The organism is Actinoplanes sp. CA-131856 (assembly GCF_050956135.1).
In the GTDB taxonomy this organism is placed as follows: Bacteria; Actinomycetota; Actinomycetes; order Mycobacteriales; family Micromonosporaceae; genus Actinoplanes.
Genome location: NZ_CP191849.1, coordinates 10184053 through 10201218 on the forward strand (window position 1 = coordinate 10184053; position 17166 = coordinate 10201218).

The 17166-nt window shown below is 70.4% G+C and carries 20 protein-coding genes; 8 read left to right on the forward strand and 12 right to left on the reverse strand.

Annotated features, from left to right (window positions below; genetic code table 11):
• Nucleotide 1: 1 nt before the first annotated feature.
• From ACQP2X_RS46965 to mtfM, 3 genes are read right to left on the reverse strand one after another with little or no spacing between them, the layout of a single operon-like run.
• Entirely contained in the window at nucleotides 2-397 is a 396-nt protein-coding gene (locus tag ACQP2X_RS46965) for a Fur family transcriptional regulator (RefSeq protein WP_097317675.1), read from the reverse strand.
• Between the two features lie 49 nt (nucleotides 398-446).
• Nucleotides 447-1043: a heme-binding beta-barrel domain-containing protein gene (locus tag ACQP2X_RS46970; protein WP_498692697.1), complete on the reverse strand. Its 597-nt coding sequence runs from the start codon at nucleotides 1041-1043 to the stop codon at nucleotides 447-449.
• Nucleotides 1037-1141, reverse strand: a complete 105-nt coding sequence (gene mtfM, locus ACQP2X_RS46975; RefSeq protein ID WP_284044707.1) for a small membrane protein MtfM — start codon at nucleotides 1139-1141, stop codon at nucleotides 1037-1039. The genes ACQP2X_RS46970 and mtfM overlap by 7 nt, the downstream gene beginning before the upstream one ends.
• Before the next feature lie 14 nt (nucleotides 1142-1155).
• Between mtfM and ACQP2X_RS46980 the strand changes: the two genes are divergently transcribed.
• Nucleotides 1156-1530, forward strand: a complete 375-nt coding sequence (locus tag ACQP2X_RS46980; protein WP_498692698.1) for a DsrE family protein — start codon at nucleotides 1156-1158, stop codon at nucleotides 1528-1530.
• On the opposite strand, the gene ACQP2X_RS46985 is transcribed toward ACQP2X_RS46980, so the two are convergent.
• The 3 genes from ACQP2X_RS46985 to ACQP2X_RS46995 all read right to left on the reverse strand — a co-directional run bounded on the left by ACQP2X_RS46985 (nucleotide 1524) and on the right by ACQP2X_RS46995 (nucleotide 4995).
• The gene (locus tag ACQP2X_RS46985; protein WP_498692699.1) at nucleotides 1524-2339 is read right to left on the reverse strand and encodes a hypothetical protein; all 816 of its coding nucleotides are present in this window, start codon (nucleotides 2337-2339) and stop codon (nucleotides 1524-1526) included. The genes ACQP2X_RS46980 and ACQP2X_RS46985 overlap by 7 nt on opposite strands.
• Nucleotides 2340-2566: 227 nt before the next feature.
• Nucleotides 2567-2980 carry an NUDIX hydrolase gene (locus tag ACQP2X_RS46990; RefSeq protein ID WP_498692700.1) on the reverse strand — a complete coding sequence of 138 codons (414 nt, stop codon included), beginning with the start codon at nucleotides 2978-2980 and terminating at the stop codon, nucleotides 2567-2569.
• Complete coding sequence (locus ACQP2X_RS46995) at nucleotides 2977-4995, reverse strand: ATP-dependent DNA helicase (protein ID WP_498692701.1); 2019 nt, start codon at nucleotides 4993-4995, stop codon at nucleotides 2977-2979. Before ACQP2X_RS46995 ends, ACQP2X_RS46990 begins: the two co-directional genes overlap by 4 nt.
• Before the next feature lie 55 nt (nucleotides 4996-5050).
• Between ACQP2X_RS46995 and ACQP2X_RS47000 the strand changes: the two genes are divergently transcribed.
• Nucleotides 5051-5557 carry a DUF402 domain-containing protein gene (locus ACQP2X_RS47000; protein WP_498692703.1) on the forward strand — a complete coding sequence of 169 codons (507 nt, stop codon included), beginning with the start codon at nucleotides 5051-5053 and terminating at the stop codon, nucleotides 5555-5557.
• Here ACQP2X_RS47000 and sigJ read toward each other — a convergent pair.
• Nucleotides 5537-6418: an RNA polymerase sigma factor SigJ gene (gene sigJ / locus ACQP2X_RS47005; RefSeq protein ID WP_498692704.1), complete on the reverse strand. Its 882-nt coding sequence runs from the start codon at nucleotides 6416-6418 to the stop codon at nucleotides 5537-5539. The genes ACQP2X_RS47000 and sigJ overlap by 21 nt on opposite strands.
• An 89-nt stretch (nucleotides 6419-6507) precedes the next feature.
• On the opposite strand from sigJ, the gene ACQP2X_RS47010 reads away from it, so the two are divergent.
• From ACQP2X_RS47010 to ACQP2X_RS47020, 3 genes are all read left to right on the forward strand, one after another.
• Nucleotides 6508-7467, forward strand: coding sequence for a PI-PLC domain-containing protein (locus ACQP2X_RS47010; protein WP_498692705.1), 960 nt, complete (start codon nucleotides 6508-6510; stop codon nucleotides 7465-7467).
• 79 nt (nucleotides 7468-7546) lie between these two features.
• Nucleotides 7547-8173 carry a DUF47 domain-containing protein gene (locus ACQP2X_RS47015; protein ID WP_097317667.1) on the forward strand — a complete coding sequence of 209 codons (627 nt, stop codon included), beginning with the start codon at nucleotides 7547-7549 and terminating at the stop codon, nucleotides 8171-8173.
• A gap of 3 nt (nucleotides 8174-8176) precedes the next feature.
• Nucleotides 8177-9187 (forward strand): inorganic phosphate transporter, encoded by a 1011-nt coding sequence (locus ACQP2X_RS47020; protein WP_498692707.1) that lies wholly within the window; start codon nucleotides 8177-8179, stop codon nucleotides 9185-9187.
• Here the strand turns inward: ACQP2X_RS47020 and ACQP2X_RS47025 are convergent.
• Nucleotides 9184-9645 carry a MarR family winged helix-turn-helix transcriptional regulator gene (locus ACQP2X_RS47025; RefSeq protein WP_498692708.1) on the reverse strand — a complete coding sequence of 154 codons (462 nt, stop codon included), beginning with the start codon at nucleotides 9643-9645 and terminating at the stop codon, nucleotides 9184-9186. The genes ACQP2X_RS47020 and ACQP2X_RS47025 overlap by 4 nt on opposite strands.
• An 81-nt stretch (nucleotides 9646-9726) precedes the next feature.
• Between ACQP2X_RS47025 and ACQP2X_RS47030 the strand changes: the two genes are divergently transcribed.
• A complete protein-coding gene (locus tag ACQP2X_RS47030) occupies nucleotides 9727-10377 on the forward strand; it encodes a class I SAM-dependent DNA methyltransferase (protein WP_498692709.1) in 651 nt (216 codons plus the stop codon).
• A gap of 209 nt (nucleotides 10378-10586) precedes the next feature.
• Nucleotides 10587-11798 (forward strand): Fic family protein, encoded by a 1212-nt coding sequence (locus ACQP2X_RS47035; RefSeq protein WP_498692710.1) that lies wholly within the window; start codon nucleotides 10587-10589, stop codon nucleotides 11796-11798.
• A gap of 43 nt (nucleotides 11799-11841) precedes the next feature.
• On the opposite strand, the gene ACQP2X_RS47040 is transcribed toward ACQP2X_RS47035, so the two are convergent.
• From ACQP2X_RS47040 to ACQP2X_RS47050, 3 genes are read right to left on the reverse strand one after another with little or no spacing between them, the layout of a single operon-like run.
• Entirely contained in the window at nucleotides 11842-13446 is a 1605-nt protein-coding gene (locus tag ACQP2X_RS47040; RefSeq protein WP_498692712.1) for a glycoside hydrolase family 13 protein, read from the reverse strand.
• 32 nt (nucleotides 13447-13478) lie between these two features.
• Nucleotides 13479-14519 (reverse strand): LacI family DNA-binding transcriptional regulator, encoded by a 1041-nt coding sequence (locus ACQP2X_RS47045; protein WP_498692713.1) that lies wholly within the window; start codon nucleotides 14517-14519, stop codon nucleotides 13479-13481.
• Nucleotides 14520-14535: 16 nt separating this feature from the next.
• On the reverse strand, nucleotides 14536-15513 hold the full coding sequence (locus ACQP2X_RS47050) for a Gfo/Idh/MocA family protein (RefSeq protein WP_498692714.1): 978 nt from the start codon (nucleotides 15511-15513) through the stop codon (nucleotides 14536-14538).
• Between the two features lie 83 nt (nucleotides 15514-15596).
• Between ACQP2X_RS47050 and ACQP2X_RS47055 the strand changes: the two genes are divergently transcribed.
• The gene (locus ACQP2X_RS47055) at nucleotides 15597-16352 is read left to right on the forward strand and encodes an NUDIX hydrolase (protein ID WP_498701282.1); all 756 of its coding nucleotides are present in this window, start codon (nucleotides 15597-15599) and stop codon (nucleotides 16350-16352) included.
• Nucleotides 16353-16382: 30 nt separating this feature from the next.
• On the opposite strand, the gene pstB is transcribed toward ACQP2X_RS47055, so the two are convergent.
• Entirely contained in the window at nucleotides 16383-17159 is a 777-nt protein-coding gene (gene pstB, locus ACQP2X_RS47060; protein ID WP_097317660.1) for a phosphate ABC transporter ATP-binding protein PstB, read from the reverse strand.
• Between the last annotated feature and the right edge of the window lie 7 nt (nucleotides 17160-17166).

The following is a 17166-nucleotide window of genomic DNA, read 5'->3' on the forward strand; positions in this document are numbered from 1 at the left end:
CTCACAGCTCCTTGCAGTCCCCGCAGACCCCGAAGAGCGAGACGTGGCCGACGTCGACCCGGAAATCCCGCTCGGCGAGCAGCCGGTCGGTGACCGGCCTCATCACCGACGGGTCTACCTCAGAAATCGACCCGCATCCACGGCAGACCAGGTGAACGTGCTGATCCTCACCCGCCGTGTGATAGGTCGGCGACCCGTGGGACAGGTGGGTGTGGTTGACCAGCCCGAGCTCCTCGAGGAGCTCGAGCGTGCGGTAGACCGTCGTGATGTTGACGCCGGCCGCCCGCTCACGCACGTGGTTGTGCACCTGCTCGGGGGTGGCATGGCCGAGCTCATGCACCGCTTCGAGGATGAGCTGGCGCTGCGGGGTGAGCCGCAGGCCACGCTCCCGGAGCATGGCGGCTAGCGAAGTGGCGGACACGTAACGAAGATTACGCCCTCTTGTCTCAGCCGCCGATGCGCAACAGCCGCGCGGACATGTGCGGGCGGAGGCCGCTCTGGCCCACCGCCTGCTCGTGCGCGTAGAGCAGCGCGCCCTCGACGATGCCGAAGAGCCGCTGGCCACCGGTGACGGCCAGACCGGAGGGCACGTACGCGATCGCGTCGGCCTCCATCTCCAGGCGCGTGGTGCCGATGACCTTGCCGACGTAGAGCTCCGCCACCCCGTCGGCGGTGATCATCGTGGCTTCCATCTCGTCGGTGGCCCGGCCGTCGTTGAGCACCGGCCGCCAGAAGCCCGACTCGACGATCCACTCACCGGTCGCCTCGGACGCGTCGTTCAGCAGCCACGACCGCGAGTCCCAGCGCAGGAACGGACGGCCGTCGTGGCTGATCCGCACCTCCTGGGCGAAGTCGTAGTCGTTCTCCTCGGGGAAGCCACCCTGCCCTCGCCCGCGCCACAGGCCGATGAAGGGCAGCAGGCCCAGCAGCGCCGGGTGCAGATCGGGGCCGGAACGAAGATCGTGCGTGTCCTCGTACGGATAAGCCTCGACCGGAGGAGCGTTCAGCCAGGGCGGCGGGCCCAACGGATTCTCACTCACCAACGCCCCCTAGAAACGCGCATAGCCAAATAGCCGAAACCGCCCGCCAGGCCGCCCAGACCGGCGACGAGCAGGCTCACGAACCCGATTTCCGTAACCATGACCGGCCCATCCTATGCTGGCCCTCATGGCACGCTTGCTGGTCGTCAAGGCAACCGCCGGGGCCGACGCCCCCGAGCGCTGTTCGCAGGCTTTCACGGTGGCGTCGACGGCCGCGGCGTCCGGCGTGGACGTGTCGTTCTGGCTGACCGGCGAGTCGGCCTGGTTCGCCCTGCCGGGCCGCGCCGCCGAGTTCGAGCTCCCGCACGCCGCGCCTCTGCCCGACCTGCTCGACCTGCTGCTGTCCAGCGGCCGGGTGACGGTCTGCACCCAGTGCGCCGCCCGCCGGGACATCACCCCCGACGACGTCCTGCCCGGCATCCGCATCGCCGGCGCCGCCGCCTTCGTCGAGGAAATCATGGGCGAGGGCGCCCAGGCTCTCGTCTACTGACAGCTGGTCGTGACGCTGACCCGAAGCAGGTCCCCGTCCGGGCTGACCACCAGCGAGTCCGCACCGATCCGGTAGGCGCGCACCGACTTGTCGGCCCGGATCACCTCGGCGCCGTCGCTGACCGTGGCCAGGGCGGCGGCCAAATCCTTGGACATGGGCACCCCCGCCGCGACATAAGTCGCCACGACCGATGTGCTGGGACACAGAGCGGCGAAGGTCTCCGGGGTGTCACCCTGCCCCAGCGCCCGCAGCGCCCGCTGGAAGATCGCCGGAGCCGGGCCGGCCTGCGGATCGCGGCGGTCGAGGTCGTCGGTGTGCGGGCGGCAGCCCGTGGAAAGCCGCAGCGTCAGCACCTGGGCGGTCGCCTCGGCCGCGCCGTCGACCCCGATGAAATCACCGGCGTCGGAGTGGAAGGAAAGCCGCGTGCCGCCGCGCCCCTCTCCGAGCTCGGTCTGGTAGCCGCCGGGCAGCGCCTTGCTGATCGCCTCCATGGAGGTCTTCATCTCGCCCTGCGGCACGTAGACGGTCACGTCCCGCGCCCCGGCCACACCATCGCGCACGGGCGTCACACGGCAGCCGTCGACCAGTTCCAGCTCACCGAGCAGAACCGCCCGGCCCGGCCCTTCGGCCGCCGCGACCAGGGCCCCGGCCGCCCGCTGGAGGTCGGCCACGGCCAGCCCGATGTCGCGCTGCTCGGGCACGGTCGCCCGCTCATGCCCGACCGACCAGACCGCCAGCACCGCGACCACCACGATCCAGGCCCCGACCACTCCGACGAGCCACCAGCGCCGCTTCCCCGGAGCCGCCACCGGAAAGCCACCCCCCGAAGACGGAGAACCGGCCGCACCCGGCAGCGGGTAAGCCCCGGCCGGCGGGTAAGCGGCCCCAGGCGGCGGATAAGCGCTCTCAGCCGGCGATCCGGCCCCGGCCGGAGCGCCAGCGTCCGGTGCAGCAGCAGGAGGCGGCGAGGAAGGACGGTCGCCTGGCGAAGCAGCAGGCTCCGGCGAAGGGCCGTCCCCGGGCGGGGGCTGGTCGGTCATCGGTGGAGGGCCGCGTATTCCGGGGAGGCCAGAAAGCGTTCGACCATCTCGGCCGTGCCCGGGGTGAACGGGCGGGCGGGCACCTCGGCCGACGGGATGAAGAGCATCGCGGCGCCCTCGCCGAGGACCACGTCGGCCTGTGTCGCCTCGGTGGGGGCGTAGAAGTAATTCTTCACCCGGCCGTCCGACGGCAGCTCCTGGCGGGCGAACAACCGCACCGGCTCGGACGGGGCTATGGACGCCTCCTCCCACAGCTCGCGGACCGACGCCTCGGCCGGGGTCTCGCCCTCCTCGACGGAGCCGCCGGGGAGGCCCCAGACGTTCGGGTAGTACGGCGCCTTGTCGTCTCGCAGCTGGAGCAGCAGGGCTCCCGTGACGTCGACAACGAAGGTGCAGGCGATCTGGATCATTTGCCGGCCAGCCTCTGCAGGGCGCCGACGGCCACGTCGGCGCGTGTCGTGTACCAGAACGGGGGCAGTGACTTGCGCAGGAAGGCGCCGTAGCCCCGGGCCGTTTCGAGCCGGGAGTCGAGCACCGCCACCACGCCCTTGTCGCCCGTGGCGCGGATGAGGCGGCCGACGCCCTGTGCCAGCCGGACCGCGGCGATCGGGACGCTGACCGAGGCGAAGCCGGAGCCCCCGTTGGCGTCCACGGCGGCCGAGCGGGCCGCGGCCAGTGGCTCGTCGGGGCGCGGGAACGGCAGGCGGTCGATCACCACCAGCTGGCAGGAGTCGCCGGGCACGTCGACGCCCTGCCAGAGCGACATCACGCCGAACAGGCAGCTCTCCTTCTGCTCCCGGAACTTACGGACCAGCAGCGGCAGCGACTCCTCGCCCTGGAGCAGGATCGGCAGGTCGGTGCGGGCGCGCAGCAGCTCGGCGGCCTGGGTGGCCGCCTTGCGGGACGAGAAGAGCCCGAGCGTGCGGCCGCCGAGCGCCTCGACCAGCTTGAGCAGTTCCTCGCCGGCGGCGTCGGGCAGGCCGGACATCTGCGGCCGGGGCAGGTGCGCGGCGACGTACAAAATGCCCTGTTTGGGGTAATCGAAGGGGGATCCCACGTCGAGCGAGGTCCAGCCGTCGCCCGAGGCCGAGGGCGCCTCGGTGGCCGGTGTCGGCGCCGTGGCGGCGACCGGCAGGCCGAGCGAGCGGGCGACCGTGTCGAAGCGGCCGCCCAGGGTCAGGGTGGCCGAGGTGGCGACGACCGTGCGGTCGGAGTAGAGACCCTGGGAGAGCGTGCCGGCGACCGACAGCGGGGCCACCACGAGCGCGCGGCGGCCCGAGCCCATGTCGGATTTCTCGACCCACGCGACGTCGAAGGCGTCCTCTTCGAGCAGGCGCTGGGCGGTGTCGCTCAGGTCGCCGATCGCGGCCTTGGCCTGCTGTTTGCGGACCGGGTCGGAATCGTCGGACTTGACGTCGCCGATCGCGGTGAGCGCGGCCCGGGTGGCCGACTCGAGCAGCGTGAGCGCGTGTCGCAGCGGCTGGGGCAGGCCCGAGGTGATGCGGCCGGCCGGCACGTCGGCCAGGCCCACGGTGAGCGCGTCGGCCGCCTCGGCCAGCGACTCGGACACCGCGGGCGGGATCAGGGTGCGGGCCCGGCGGGCCGAGCGCTCGACCGCGTCGGGGGTCAGCTCGGCCTGCGAGGCGGCCGAGACCCGGTCGGCCAGCTCGTGCGCCTCGTCGATGACCAGCAGCTTGTGCGGCGGGACGATGTGGCGCTCGGCCAGCATGTCGACCGCGAGCAGGCTGTGGTTGGTCACCACGATGTCGGCCTCGCGGGCCCGGGCGCGTGAGGCCTCGGCGAAGCACTCGGCGCCGTACGGGCACTTGGCCGCTCCGACGCAGTCGCGGGCCGGCATCGAGACCTGGCGCCAGGCGGTGTCGTCGACGCCCGGGTCGAGCTCGTCGCGGTCGCCGGTCTTCGTCTTCTCGGCCCAGGCCTGGAGGCGCTGGATCTGCTTGCCGAGCCGGCCCGCCTCGCCCAGCCACTGGGTGGCTTTCGGCTGCGGCGCGTCGTCGAAGAGTGTGTCGGTCGGCGCCTCCTCGTCGGCGTGTTCCATCTTGGCCACGCACAGGTAGTGGTGGCGGCCCTTGAGCACGGCGAAGGTGGGCTTGCGGCCGAGGACCGGCTCGACCGCGGTGGCCAGGCGCGGCAGGTCGTGCTCGACGAGCTGGTTCTGCAGGGCCAGGGTGGCGGTGGAGATCACCACGGGCCCGTCCACGAGCAGCGAAGGGGTCAGGTAGGCCAGGCTCTTGCCCGTGCCGGTGCCGGCCTGGACGAGCAGGTGCTCACGGTCGCGTATGGCTTTGTCGATGGCCGCCACCATGGCCTGCTGGCCGGGGCGGGCGGCTCCGCCGGGGACGGCTCCCACGGCGGCGGCGAGGAGTTGCTCGGCGGTGGCCTTCTTCTTCGTAGCTGCGGGCACGCGGAGACGGTACCCGCCACCACCGACAGAAGCCGACCACCGTTAGGGTTCTCGCATGCCGAACGAGACGGTCCGGGTCGTCTACACGAAGTACGACGGTTCGGCCCACCGGGACTATCCGGCCCGCCGGTTCGACGAGGACGACCTCGGCGTGTGGGTGGGTGTCACCCGCGGCACGTCGTCGGTCTACCACGGCCGGCCGAGTGTCGAGCAGATCCCGTTCGTCCTGCTCATCCCCCATCACGCCTGGTGGACGGGCATGTTCAACCCGCCGCCGAGGACCAGTGAGGTCTACTGCGACATCACCACGCCGGCGCGGTGGGAGGGCGACACGGTGCACATCGTCGACCTCGACCTCGACGTGGTGCGCCGGCGCACGACGGGCGTGGTCGAGCTGCGCGACGAGGACGAGTTCGCCGAGCACCGCGAGCTTTTCGGATATCCCGACGATCTCGTGCGGGAGGCCCGCGCGGCCGCCGACAAGCTGCTGGTGGCCCTGGGCGACGGCAGCGAGCCGTTCGCCGGCCACTTCCACAAATATCTACAGAAGGTCGCCGACTAATACCTTCGCCGGGTTCAGCTGCTGGAACATGCCGGTGATACGGCCCTCGGAGACGGTGAGCCCGAGCACGGCCCGCAACGGCCGGCCGTCGGCGTAACGACCGGAGGCGTAGACCCCGGGCATCCCGTTGACCAGCGCGGGCGTGAAGACGGCGTCGTCGCCGAGCCGCTTGCCGGTGATGACGCCCAGGAAGAAGCGGGCCACGTTGTCGGCGCCGACGACCGGGCGCCGGGCCGTGTTGAACCAGCCGCCGCCGTCGCTGATCGACACCACGTCGGGCGCCAGCAGGGCGGCCAGCTCGCGCACGTCGCCGCCGTTCACCGCCTCGAGGAAGGCGGCCAGCACGCGGCGCTGCTCGGCCTGGTCGGCGGTGTGCCGCACCTGCCCCTCGGCGACCGCCCGGCGCCCGCGCGAGGCATGCTGACGGGCCGTCGCCTCAGTGCTTCGCAGGACCAGGGCGATTTCCCCGTACGGCATGGCGAAGGCATCGTGCAGCACGAAAGCGACCCGCTGTTCGGGTGTCAGGCGCTCGAGCACCACGAGCAGGGCCAGACCGACCTGGTCGCGCCGCTCGGCCGTGCCGGCCGGGTCGTCGTCGGGGTCGACGAACAGCTCGGGCAGCCACTGACCCGGGTACGCCTCGCGGGCCACCCGGGCCGACTTGAGCACGTCGAGACAGAGCCGCCCGGTCACCGTGGTGAGCCAGCCCCGCGGGTCGCGGATGTCGTCGCCCGCGCTCTTCGAGTAGCGCAGCCAGGCCTCCTGCACCACGTCCTGCGCCTCGGCGGCGCTGCCGAGCATCCGGTAGGCCACCGCGAACAGGTGCGAGCGGTGGGCCTCGAACTCCTCGACGGACGGCATGGGGGAATTCTGAACGAGATTGCCCGGCGGCGGGTAGCACATGTGACACAGTAAAAACGCACATTTAGGACTAATACGGATGGTGCGCTGTGAACGACGCCGTGACGATCGTGAGTGGCCTCACCGGGGTCGCGGCCGTGGCCGGAGCGGTCACGACCGCGGTCCGGATCCGGCGGCCCCGCCCCTATCAGGCCGCCGGGCACGCCATCGCCCGGCCGGCCGACCTCGACCCGCTCCCCGCCGTTCTGAGGCACGGCCTGGGCGGGCTGACGGTGCCGGTCGTGCCCGGGCCGCACGGCGAGCTGTTCCTCGGCCCCGGAACGCCGCAGCCCGGCCGCACGCTGCGCCGGCTGGTGCTCTCCCCGCTCTTCGCACGGGTGCGGGCCCAGGGCGGGCGGCTCGCCCCCGGCCAGCAGGTGCCGTTCCGCCTCGCCGTCGAGTTCACCGGGGCCATCCGTGACGCCGAAACGCTCTTACAGGCGTACCGGATGCTCGATCAGCAGTTGCGGGACCACGCCGCCCTCCTCAGTCACGGCGACGGCGACGAGCTGACGCCGGGCGCGGTCACGGTCTCCATCGCCGGCATCGTCGACGTGCGCGAGCTGCTGGCGGCCGACCGGGTGCGCTACGCGTTCGCCGAGGGGACGTTCGACGACATCGGCTCCCGGGCGGCGCCTCCCGGGCTCGTCCCGATGATCAGTGAGCCGTGGAGCCGCCGGTTCGGATGGGACGGCCGCGAGCCGATCTCGGCCGAGGAACGCCATCTGCTGCACGCGATGGTGCGCTCGGCCCACGAGGACGGACGTACGGTAAGAATCTCTGGTTTGCCCGAAGGATCCGGGAAAGCCCGAAGGGCGATCTGGACGGAGCTGGGCGACGCCGGTGTCGACGTCATCGCCGACAGTGACCAGCGCGGCCTGGCCCGGCACCTGCGCCGCCACCCGGTCAGCGAGTGGGTGGCCCGCGAACCACTGCCGACCCGGGCCGTCCGCCGCAGCTCACCACGGCCCACCGCACCCCGTGGCGATCGTCGCCGCGAGCCCGTTTAACAGGCGAACGAAAGGTAAACCACGGGAGGCCTTAGCATTCCTGGAGATCCATCCCCAGCTTGCCGATCGAGGTCGCCCCGTGAAGTTCTCATTCCGTCCCGTCGAGGGAGCCTTCTACGAGCTTTTCACGAAGGCGGCGCACAACCTCGTGAAGGGCACCGAGCTGCTCAACGAGCTCGCGCTGCCGGGTGTGGACGTGCAGTCGGTCAGCGATCGGCTGACCGACGTCGAGCACGACAGCGACCAGATCACCCACGATCTGTACAAGAAGATCAACTCCACCTTCATCACGCCGTTCGACCGCGAGGACATCTACTCGCTCGGCTCGCAGCTCGACGACGTGATGGACCACCTCGAGGCGGTCGGCAATCTTCTTTACCTGTACGGCCTGACCGAGCTCCCGTCACTGCCGCGTGAGATGCACGAGCTGGTCAACGTGCTCGACCAGCAGGCCAAGATCACCGCCGAGGCGATGCCGAAGCTGCGCGCCATGAAGGGCCTCGACGAGTACTGGATCGAGATCAACCGCCTCGAGAACGAGGGCGACCGCGCCTATCGCATGCTGCTGGTCCGGCTCTTCTCCGGCGAGTACGACGCGCTGACCGTCCTGAAGATGAAGGAGGTGGCCGACGAGCTCGAGGCCGCCTGCGACGCCTTCGAGCACGTGGCCAACACGGTCGAGACCATCGCGGTCAAGGAGTCCTAGACCTTGTCGCCCGAGCTCATCGCCGTCCTGGCGGTCATCATCGCCGCGATGGCGTTCGATTACACGAACGGCTTCCACGACGCCGCCAACGCCATCGCCACCAGCATCAGCACGCGGGCCCTGACCCCGCGGGTCGCCCTGGCCATGGCCGCGATCGGCAACTTCATCGGCGCCCACCTGGGCGGCGAGGTCGCCAAGACCGTGGGCGACGGCCTGGTCACGCTGAAACTGGGCGTACCCAGTCTCGGCGTGGTCTTCGCCGGAGTCGTCGGCGCCGTCGCCTGGAACCTCATCACCTGGTATTTCGGCCTGCCCTCGAGCTCGTCCCACGCCCTGTTCGGCGGCCTGGTCGGCGCCACGCTGCTCGCGTCCTCCCAGGGCAGCGTCCAATGGGGCAACATCGTCAACAAGGTGCTCATCCCGATGGTCGCCTCGCCGATCGTCGGCCTCCTGCTCGGCTTCCTCGTGATGGTCGCCATCATGTGGATCTTCCGGCGGGGCAACCCCGGCAAGCTGAACCGCGGCTTCCGCCACGCTCAGACGCTGTCGGCGGCCGCCATGTCCGTGGGACACGGCATCCAGGACGCGGCGAAGACCATGGGCATCGTGGTGCTGGCCCTCTACACGGGCGGCTTCCAGGACAGCCCCACCCACATCCCGTGGTGGGTCTACATCACCACGGCGACGATGCTGGCCCTGGGCACCTACTCCGGCGGGTGGCGCATCATCCGTACCCTCGGCCGGAAGATCATCGACCTCGGCCCGGCCGAGGGCTTCGCGGCCGAGACGGTGGCCAGCTCGGTGCTCTTCTTCAACGCGTACGTGCTGCACGCGCCCATCTCGACCACCCACACGATCACCTCGGCGATCATGGGCGTGGGCGCCACGAAGCGCCTGAACGCGGTCCGCTGGAACGTGGCCGGCAACATCGTGATCGCCTGGGTGACCACGTTCCCGGCCGCCGGGCTGATCGCCTGCGGCATCTACCTGCTGGTCCGCCCCTTGTTCGGCTAACTTCCGGCGGGGGCGTCGTCGCCCAGATCGGCCCGGAGCCGGTCGTTGGCCCGTTCGAGGGCGCTGAGCACGATGGCCCGCTCGGCCACGGTGACCGACCCGATGATCTGGTCGGCCAGATCGTTCCAGGCGTCCTCGATGCGGGGGATCAGCTTCAGCCCCTCCTCGCTGATCACGATCCGCACCTGCCGCCGGTCCCCCGGCACGGGTTCCCGCCGGAACCACCCGCCGGCACCGAGCCGGGCCAGACTGCGGGTGGCGGTCGGCGGCTCGACCCCGAGCCGGGCCGCCAGCTCGGTCACGGTGATCCCGTCCGGCTCCTGAGCCAGCTGCCAGAGCAGGACGTCCTGCCCCGGGTGCAGCCCGAGCTCACCGAGCCGCCGGGCCTTGGCCACCCGGTAGAGCTGGCTCATCTTGTTCAGCGCCGCATTGACGCGCATGACCTCGACGCTCTTCACCATCGAAGGATAGCCAGCTAACGATCTTGCCGCAGCGCAACCCGATAGCCGGCTAACGATCACACCGGTAAGTTACGCGGAATGGACACCGGTACCGAGGAACTACGGGACGCGCACGACGTGCTGTCGGAGTGGTATGCCGAAAATCTGACCGGGGTGCTCGAGAGCATGCCCATCGAGCGGGCCATGCTCGACTTGTTCGCCGAGCTCACCGCGGCCCAGGGCACTGACGTCGCGGACGTGGGCTGCGGCACCGGCCGCCTGCTTCCCTACCTGGCGGGCCGGGGCCTGTCGCCTCGCGGCGTGGATCTCTCGCCCAAGATGATCGAGGTCGCCCGACGGGACAACCCCGGCTTCACCTACGAGGTCGCCGACGTGCGCGAGCTGCCGTTCGCCGACGCGTCGCTGGTCGGAGTGGTGTGCTGGTTCTCGCTGATCTACCTGGCGCCGGACGCCCGGGTTCCGGCCTTCGCCGAACTCGCCCGGGTCGTGAAGCCGGGCGGATATCTGGTGGCCGCCTTCAAGCACGGCGACGGCGTCCGGCACCGTAACGCTCCGGGCAGCCGCGTCGAGAGCTTCGGCATCGACTTCGACCGGTACTGGCTATCGGCCCGGGAGATGGAGGACCGCTTCGCCGCCGCGGGGTTCGCCCTGATCTTCGAGGGTCGCACTCCGCAGCCCGGAGGATCGGAGCCGCCGTACGGGTACATGCTCGTCCGCCGGGCGGGGTGAAGCGGATCAGGGCCGGGCCCGTTCGGGAACGGGATAGCCGGTTTCCTTTACTGGACCGCAAAACTATGAAAGTTTAGGTCCTAATCTTTAACAGAAGACCCTTCCAGTAAAGGTTAGCCACGATGGCTGAGCTCCGCGAAGCACACTGGGACATCTCCTGGCACGCGCCGGCACGCCGGGATCAGAGGGGCGGACATTTCCGCACCTACGTGCCGGACGACCTGCTCACACGGCCGATCATCCTCGACCGCGACCTCGCCCGGAGGGCAGCCGAGGTCGAGATGGCCGTGCGAGGGCTAACCGGTGCCCGCGGCTCGATGGGCCTGGAAAGTCTCGGCCGGTTCCTGTTGCGGTCCGAGGCCATGGCGTCGTCCCGTATCGAAGGCCTTCAGGTCTCCGCGCAACAGGTGGCGCTCGCCGAGTTCGCGTCGGTCGAGGAAGGGCCCGTCGCGGGCTTCACGGAGAACGCCCGGCTGGTGGCGAACAACATCGTGACGCTTCGGCAGGCCGCGGGGCAACTGGCCGTGTGCGAGGTCATCGACCCCGGCGCCTTCTGCGACCTACACAGGGCACTGCTTCCGGAGCATCCCCAACAGGGACTCCGTGATCGCCAGAACTGGATCGGTGGCAGCGACTGGCATCCGCTCGATGCCGATTTCGTACCGCCGCCGCCCGGTGAGGTGCCGAGGTTGATCGAGGATCTGGCCGACTACATCACGGGAGCGGTCCACGCCCCGTTACTGCAAGCCGCCCTGGCCCACGCTCAATTCGAGACCATCCATCCGTTCGCGGACGGCAACGGGCGCGTCGGACGCGCTCTCATCCACACCGTCCTGACCCGTCGCGGACTTACCCAGGCTGCGGTACTTCCAGTGAGCCTCGTCCTCCTGACGCGGTCGCGCGAATACGTCGAAGGCCTGACGGCTTATCGCTATCTCGGTCCCATCGACGGGCAGGCCGCCGTGACCGGCACCGCCGAGTGGTTCCGGGTCTTCCTCCAAGCGGTGGCCGTCGCGGTCGAGCAGGCGCAGCAGTTCGTCACTCAGCTCAGCGAAATGCAGGATCACTGGTCGAGCCGCTACTCGGCGCATCGTCTGCGAAGCGGGTCGAAGCCACAACCTCGCGCGGACTCGGCGGTCATGCGCCTGCTGCCTCTCCTGCCCGAGGCGCCGGTCGCCACGGCGCAGTCCGCGCAGCGTCTGCTCGAAGTCTCGTTCCCCGCCGCTCGCGCCGCCCTGGAGGACCTGGCCGACGCCGGCATCCTGGCCCGCAAGCGGGTCGACCGCGGAACCACGGCGTACCTGGCCCGCGACGTGTTCGACCTGCTCACTCTGACCGAGCGGCAGCTGGCCAGCACGCGATGGGACACGCGCGAATCGGCGCCGCGGCGGCCCTCGCCGGTGCGGCCGCAGAGCAGGTGAGAGAGCGCCAGGCCGGGACCGTCCCCCGGCCTGGCGAGCATTCTCAGATCTGCCACCACACCGTTGTGTCGGGTGGGAGCTCGATCTCGGTGGGGGTGCCGCCGACCGGGCCGCTCGTCAGCAGGAGCTCTCCCGGCGGGGTGAAGCGGACCGGGGCCTCGCCCATGTTGACCGTGCAGCGGAAGCTCGGGCCGCGGTCGAGGACCAGCAGGCCCTCGGGGGCCTCCTGCCAGGTCAGGTCGTCGCCCGACAGGAGCTTGCGGCGCAGGGCCAAAGCATCCCGGTAGAGGGTCAGCGTGGAGCCGGCCACGCCGTCCTGGGCCTCGACGCTCAGCGTCGCCCACGCGTCGGGCTGGGGCAGCCAGGACGGGCCGCCCTCGGGGCCGAAGCCGTACGGGGCCGACGTGCCCGACCACGGCAGCGGCACCCGGCAGCCGTCGCGGTAGCCGTCCTGGCCGGTCGCGCGGTGGAAGGCCGGGTCCTGGCGCACCTCCGGCGGCAGGTCGATCACCTCGGGCAGGCCCAGTTCCTCGCCCTGGTAGAGGTAGGCCGAGCCGGGCAGGGCCAGCAGCAGCAACGACGCGGCCCGGGCACGGCGCAGGCCGGCCACCGGGTCGACCTCGGTGGGCTTGCGGCCGGCCACGTCGCCCTCGGCCGGCTGGAGCAGGCGGTTGGTGTGGCGGACCACGTCGTGGTTCGACAGCGTCCACGTGGCGGGTGCGCCGACCGCGCCCATCGCGGCCAGGGAGGCGTCGATGACGGAACGCTGGTCGTCGACGTTCCACGGGGTGGCCAGATAGCTGAAGTTGAACGCCTGGTGCAGCTCGTCGGGGCGTACGTAGTCGGCCACCCGGGCCAGGGTGGGCGCCCACGCCTCGGCCACCGCGATCCGCTCGCCCTGATATTCGTCGAGGATGCGCCGCCAGCTGCGGTAGATCTCGTGCACGCCGTCCCGGTCGAAGCAGGGGCTCTCGCCCACGTCGAGCAGGTGCCATTCGGTCGCGCGGCCGATGTCGGGCAGGCCGGCCTCCTTCACCAGGCCGTGCGCCACGTCGATGCGGAAGCCGTCGACGCCCAGGTCGAGCCAGAACCGCAGGATGGTGCGGAACTCGTCGGCCACGGCCGGGTGGTCCCAGTTGAAGTCGGGCTGCTCGGGGGCGAACAGGTGCAGGTACCACTGACCGTCGGGGACCTGGGTCCAGGCGGGGCCGCCGAAGATGGAGGGCCAGTCGTTGGGCGGGAGGTCGCCGCGGCCGTCGCGGAAGTGGTAGCGCTCGCGCAGCGGTGAGCCGGGGCCCTCGCGGAGGGCCTGCTGGAACCACGCGTGCTGGTCGGACGAGTGATTGGGCACCAGGTCGACGATCACCCGCAGGCCGAGGTCGTGGGCGTCGGCGACCAGGTCGCGGGCGTCGTCCACCGAACCGAACAGCGGGTCGACGACCCGGTAGTCGGCCACGTCGTAGCCGGCGTCGGCCTGCGGGGACAGGTAGAACGGCGACAGCCAGACCGCGTCGACGCCGAGGTCGCGCAGATAGGGCAGCCGGCTGCGGATGCCGGGCAGGTCACCGACGCCGTCGCCGTTCGCGTCGGCGAAGCTGCGCGGGTAGATCTGATAAATGACAGCGGACCGCCACCACGAATCACTCATGATCGTGACCGTAGCAGGTTTACTAACTCGTGTTACATCACCGGTTTAGCCGTTGAATCGCGAACGATCAGCGTGGTACCGAGCATCTGGTGCGGATGTTGGTCCTCGCCCCGGATGGCCGAGATCAGGAAGTCGGCCGCGGTCCGGCCCTTGGTCACGATCGGCTGGCGTACGGTCGTGAGCCGCGGCCGGAACCACGCCGACTCGGCCAGATCGTCGAAGCCGGTCACCGACACGTCGCCCGGCACGTCCAGGCCGAGCTCGGCCAGCGCGTCCACCGCCCCGTAGGCCAGCACGTCGGACAGGGCCAGGATCGCGGTCGGCCGCGGATCGCGGGCCATCAGCTCGCGGGCCGCGCGATAGCCCTCGGTGCGCGAGACCGGCACCTCGGCCAGCGCCACGTCGTCCATGCCCAGCCCGACGCCGGCCAGGGCATCGCCGATGCCGGCCAGCCGGCGCCCGAGCGGCCCTCGATATCCGCGGGTCAGCGGGCCAGGGTCGATGGAGAGCACGGCCAGCCGCCGGTGGCCCAGTTCGAGCAGATAGCGGGCCACCTCGTACGCGCCGCCGCGGTCGTCGACCTCGACGCTCGGCGCGTTCTCGTAGCGGTCGCTGTCGATCAGCACGAACGGGGCGCCGCGCCGTTCGAGCTCGGCCACCTCGGCGCCCTCGGTCTGCAGGCCGCAGACGATGAAGCCGTCGGCCGCGGCGACCGGGATGGCCTTGAGCACCGAGTCCTGCAACGGCGGGCTGAGCAGGAGCGTGTAGCCCTCCTGGTCGCAGACCTGGCCGACGCCCATCAGGAACCGGGCGTAGTACGGGTTCTCCAGCACCTGGGCCAGCTTCTGCGGCAGCAGCACGCCGATCGAGTTCGTCGCCCCGGACTGCAGCATCTTGGCCAGCGGGCTCGGCGTATATCCGAGCTCGCCGGCGACGGCGAGGATGCGCTCGCGGGTCGCCGACGAGAGGCGCTGCGGATTGTTGAAGGCGAACGAGACGGCGGACCGGGAGACACCAGCGGCCTTGGCCACATCGCTCGACGTCGGCTTGCCGCCGACCCTTTTCGACGGCATCCGACCACAGTAGTCGTTAGTAAACTACGCCGATCTCTTCGCGGATCGTGTCGAGCAAGGTCATGATCTCCAGCGTCGTGGCATGCGGCATGAGGGGGCTCTCCTGCTCGCCGGCCAGGATGGCGCGCTGCACCTCGGCCGCCTCGAACTGATAGCCGCTGCCCTCGAAGGGGAACTCGAACGTCTCGGGCGCCTTGCCCGCCCGGTGCAGCTGGAACGAGCGCGGCACGAAGAAGCCCGACGGCAGCTCGATGCGCCCCTCGGTGCCGGTGATGGTCGCGTTGTTGCGGCTCTCACCGTTGATGCTGCAGGTGATCGCGGCGACCGCACCCGGCTCGTATCCGAGCAGGACGCCGGTGTTCTCGTCCACCCGTTCCGGGGTCAGGTGGGCCCAGGCCTGCACCGAGGCCGGGGTGCCGAGGATCAGGTGGACCAGGTTGATCGGGTAGACGCCGAGGTCGAGCAGCGCGCCGCCGCCCAGCCGGGGGTTACGCAGCCGGTGCTCGGCGTCGAACGGACCCTGGAGGCCGAAGTCGGCGTGGATGGCGCTGACCCAGCCGATAGCGCCCTCCTCGACCAGCTCGGCGATCTTGCGGATGGCCGGGTTGAGCCGCATCCACATGGCCTCCATGAGGAAGACGCCCTTGTCCCGCGCGGCCGTGACGACCTCGGCCGCGGTGAGCAGGTCGAGCGTGATCGGCTTCTCGACCAGGACGTGCTTGCCGGCCTCGATGCAGAGCAGGGCGGCCTCGGCGTGGAAGGCGTGCGGCGTGGCGATGTAGACGACGTCGACGTCCGGGTCGGCGGCGAGGTCGGCGTACGAGCCGTGCGCGCGGGCGAATCCGAACCGCTCGGCGAACGCGGTGGCGGTCTCCGCCGAGCGCGATCCGACGGCGGCGAGCTCGGCGCCGGGCACGAGCGGCAGGTCGGCGGCGAACGTGGCGGCGATCCCGCCGGGGCCGAGAATGCCCCAGCGAACCTTCTGTGCGGTCATGATCGCTACGCTATCTTTCGCAGGGCCTTCGGTGTGAGGATCGAACGGTGACCGACTCGACACCGTTCAGCCTTCCGCCCGCCATGGTGCAAAGGGCACGCGAGTTCCGCGGCACTCCGGCTCCGGCCCGCGACGCGGCCACCGTCGTGCTTCTGCGCCCTTCGGGCGATTCCTTCCAGCTGTACGTCTTGAAGCGCGCCACCACGATGGTCTTCGGCGGTCTCCACGCGTTCCCCGGCGGCGGCGTCGATCCGTCGGACCGGCCCCAGACGATCCGCACGGACTGGTCCGAGCTGCTCGGCGTGCCCGACGAGCGGGCCCGCGCGGTGGTCGGCGCCGCGGCGCGCGAGCTCTTCGAGGAGGCCGGCGTCCTGCTGGCCGGCCCGGTCGAGCAGCCCGACCGCACGATCAGCGACGTGAGCACCGCCGAGTGGGAGGCCGAGCGGGCCGCCCTGGCCGCCCGCGAGCAGACCCTGACCGAGCTTCTGCAGCGTCACCACCTGCGCCTGCGCGACGACCTGCTCTTCCCGTGGGCCCGCTGGATCACCCCGGAGTTCGAGCCGAAGCGGTACGACACGTGGTTCTTCGTCTCTCTCCTGCCGGAAGGCCAGACGGCCCGCGACGTCTCCGGAGAGAGTGAGGGCACCCAATGGTCCGGCCCGGCAGCCGCGTACGGCCTTTCGATGCTCCCACCGACGCGCTCGACCGTTGACTCATTACGACCGTACAAAAAAATAGCGGAAGTGGTCGCCGCCTCGAGCCGCCGCAACGCCGCGACGCCCGTCCAGCCTCGCGTGGAATTCACCGAAGACGGCGGCGCCCTGCTGCACATTCCGTAGCAGCAGGGCGCTCTTGCCTTTGACGACGACTCAGCCGAAGCGGCCGGTGATGTAGTCCTCGGTCTTCTTCTCCGACGGGTTGCTGAAGATCTTCTGCGTGTCGTCGTACTCGATCAGACGGCCCGGGTCGCCCGTCTTGTCGATCGAGAAGAAGCCGGTCTTGTCGCTGACGCGGGCCGCCTGCTGCATGTTGTGCGTGACGATGATGATCGTGAAGCGGTCCTTCAGCTTGAACATCAGGTCCTCGATGGCCAGCGTCGAGATCGGGTCGAGCGCCGAACAGGGCTCGTCCATCAGCACGACCTGGGGCTCGACCGCGATGGTGCGGGCGATGCAGAGACGCTGCTGCTGACCACCGGAGAGGCCTGCGCCGGGCCGGTTGAGCCGGTCCTTGACCTCGTTCCAGAGGTTCGCCGACTTCAGCGACTGCTCGGCCGCGTCGTCCAGCACCGACTTCTTCTTGACGCCGTTGAGCTTGAGGCCGGCGACCACGTTCTCGTAGATCGACATGGTCGGGAACGGGTTGGGCCGCTGGAAGACCATGCCGATGAGCCGGCGGACGGCCGTGACGTCCACATCCGGGTCGTAGATGTTCTGGTCGTCGATGGTGAGCCGGCCCTCGATGCGGGCGTTCGGCAGCACCTCGTGCATGCGGTTGATGGACCGCAGGAACGTCGACTTGCCGCAGCCCGACGGTCCGATCAGGGCGGTGATCGTCTTGGGCTCGACGGTCATCGAGATGCCGTCGATCGCCTTGAAGTTGCCGTAGTACGAGCTGACGTTGCTCGCCTCGATGCGCTTGGCCATGGGGGAT

Excerpts from the sequence above, each read along its gene's own strand:
- ACQP2X_RS46990 (WP_498692700.1), bottom strand. The coding sequence starts at position 2,980 with ATGATCCAGATCGCCTGCACCTTCGTTGTCGACGTCACGGGAGCCCTG.
- ACQP2X_RS47000 (WP_498692703.1), top strand. The coding sequence starts at position 5,051 with ATGCCGAACGAGACGGTCCGGGTCGTCTACACGAAGTACGACGGTTCG.
- ACQP2X_RS46965 (WP_097317675.1), bottom strand. The coding sequence starts at position 397 with ATGCTCCGGGAGCGTGGCCTGCGGCTCACCCCGCAGCGCCAGCTCATC.
- ACQP2X_RS47055 (WP_498701282.1), top strand. The coding sequence starts at position 15,597 with ATGGTGCAAAGGGCACGCGAGTTCCGCGGCACTCCGGCTCCGGCCCGC.
- ACQP2X_RS47050 (WP_498692714.1), bottom strand. The coding sequence starts at position 15,513 with ATGACCGCACAGAAGGTTCGCTGGGGCATTCTCGGCCCCGGCGGGATC.
- pstB (WP_097317660.1), bottom strand. The coding sequence starts at position 17,159 with ATGGCCAAGCGCATCGAGGCGAGCAACGTCAGCTCGTACTACGGCAAC.
- ACQP2X_RS46980 (WP_498692698.1), top strand. The coding sequence starts at position 1,156 with ATGCTGGCCCTCATGGCACGCTTGCTGGTCGTCAAGGCAACCGCCGGG.
- ACQP2X_RS47045 (WP_498692713.1), bottom strand. The coding sequence starts at position 14,519 with ATGCCGTCGAAAAGGGTCGGCGGCAAGCCGACGTCGAGCGATGTGGCC.
- sigJ (WP_498692704.1), bottom strand. The coding sequence starts at position 6,418 with ATGCCGTCCGTCGAGGAGTTCGAGGCCCACCGCTCGCACCTGTTCGCG.
- ACQP2X_RS47030 (WP_498692709.1), top strand. The coding sequence starts at position 9,727 with ATGGACACCGGTACCGAGGAACTACGGGACGCGCACGACGTGCTGTCG.
- ACQP2X_RS47040 (WP_498692712.1), bottom strand. The coding sequence starts at position 13,446 with ATGAGTGATTCGTGGTGGCGGTCCGCTGTCATTTATCAGATCTACCCG.
- mtfM (WP_284044707.1), bottom strand. The coding sequence starts at position 1,141 with ATGGTTACGGAAATCGGGTTCGTGAGCCTGCTCGTCGCCGGTCTGGGC.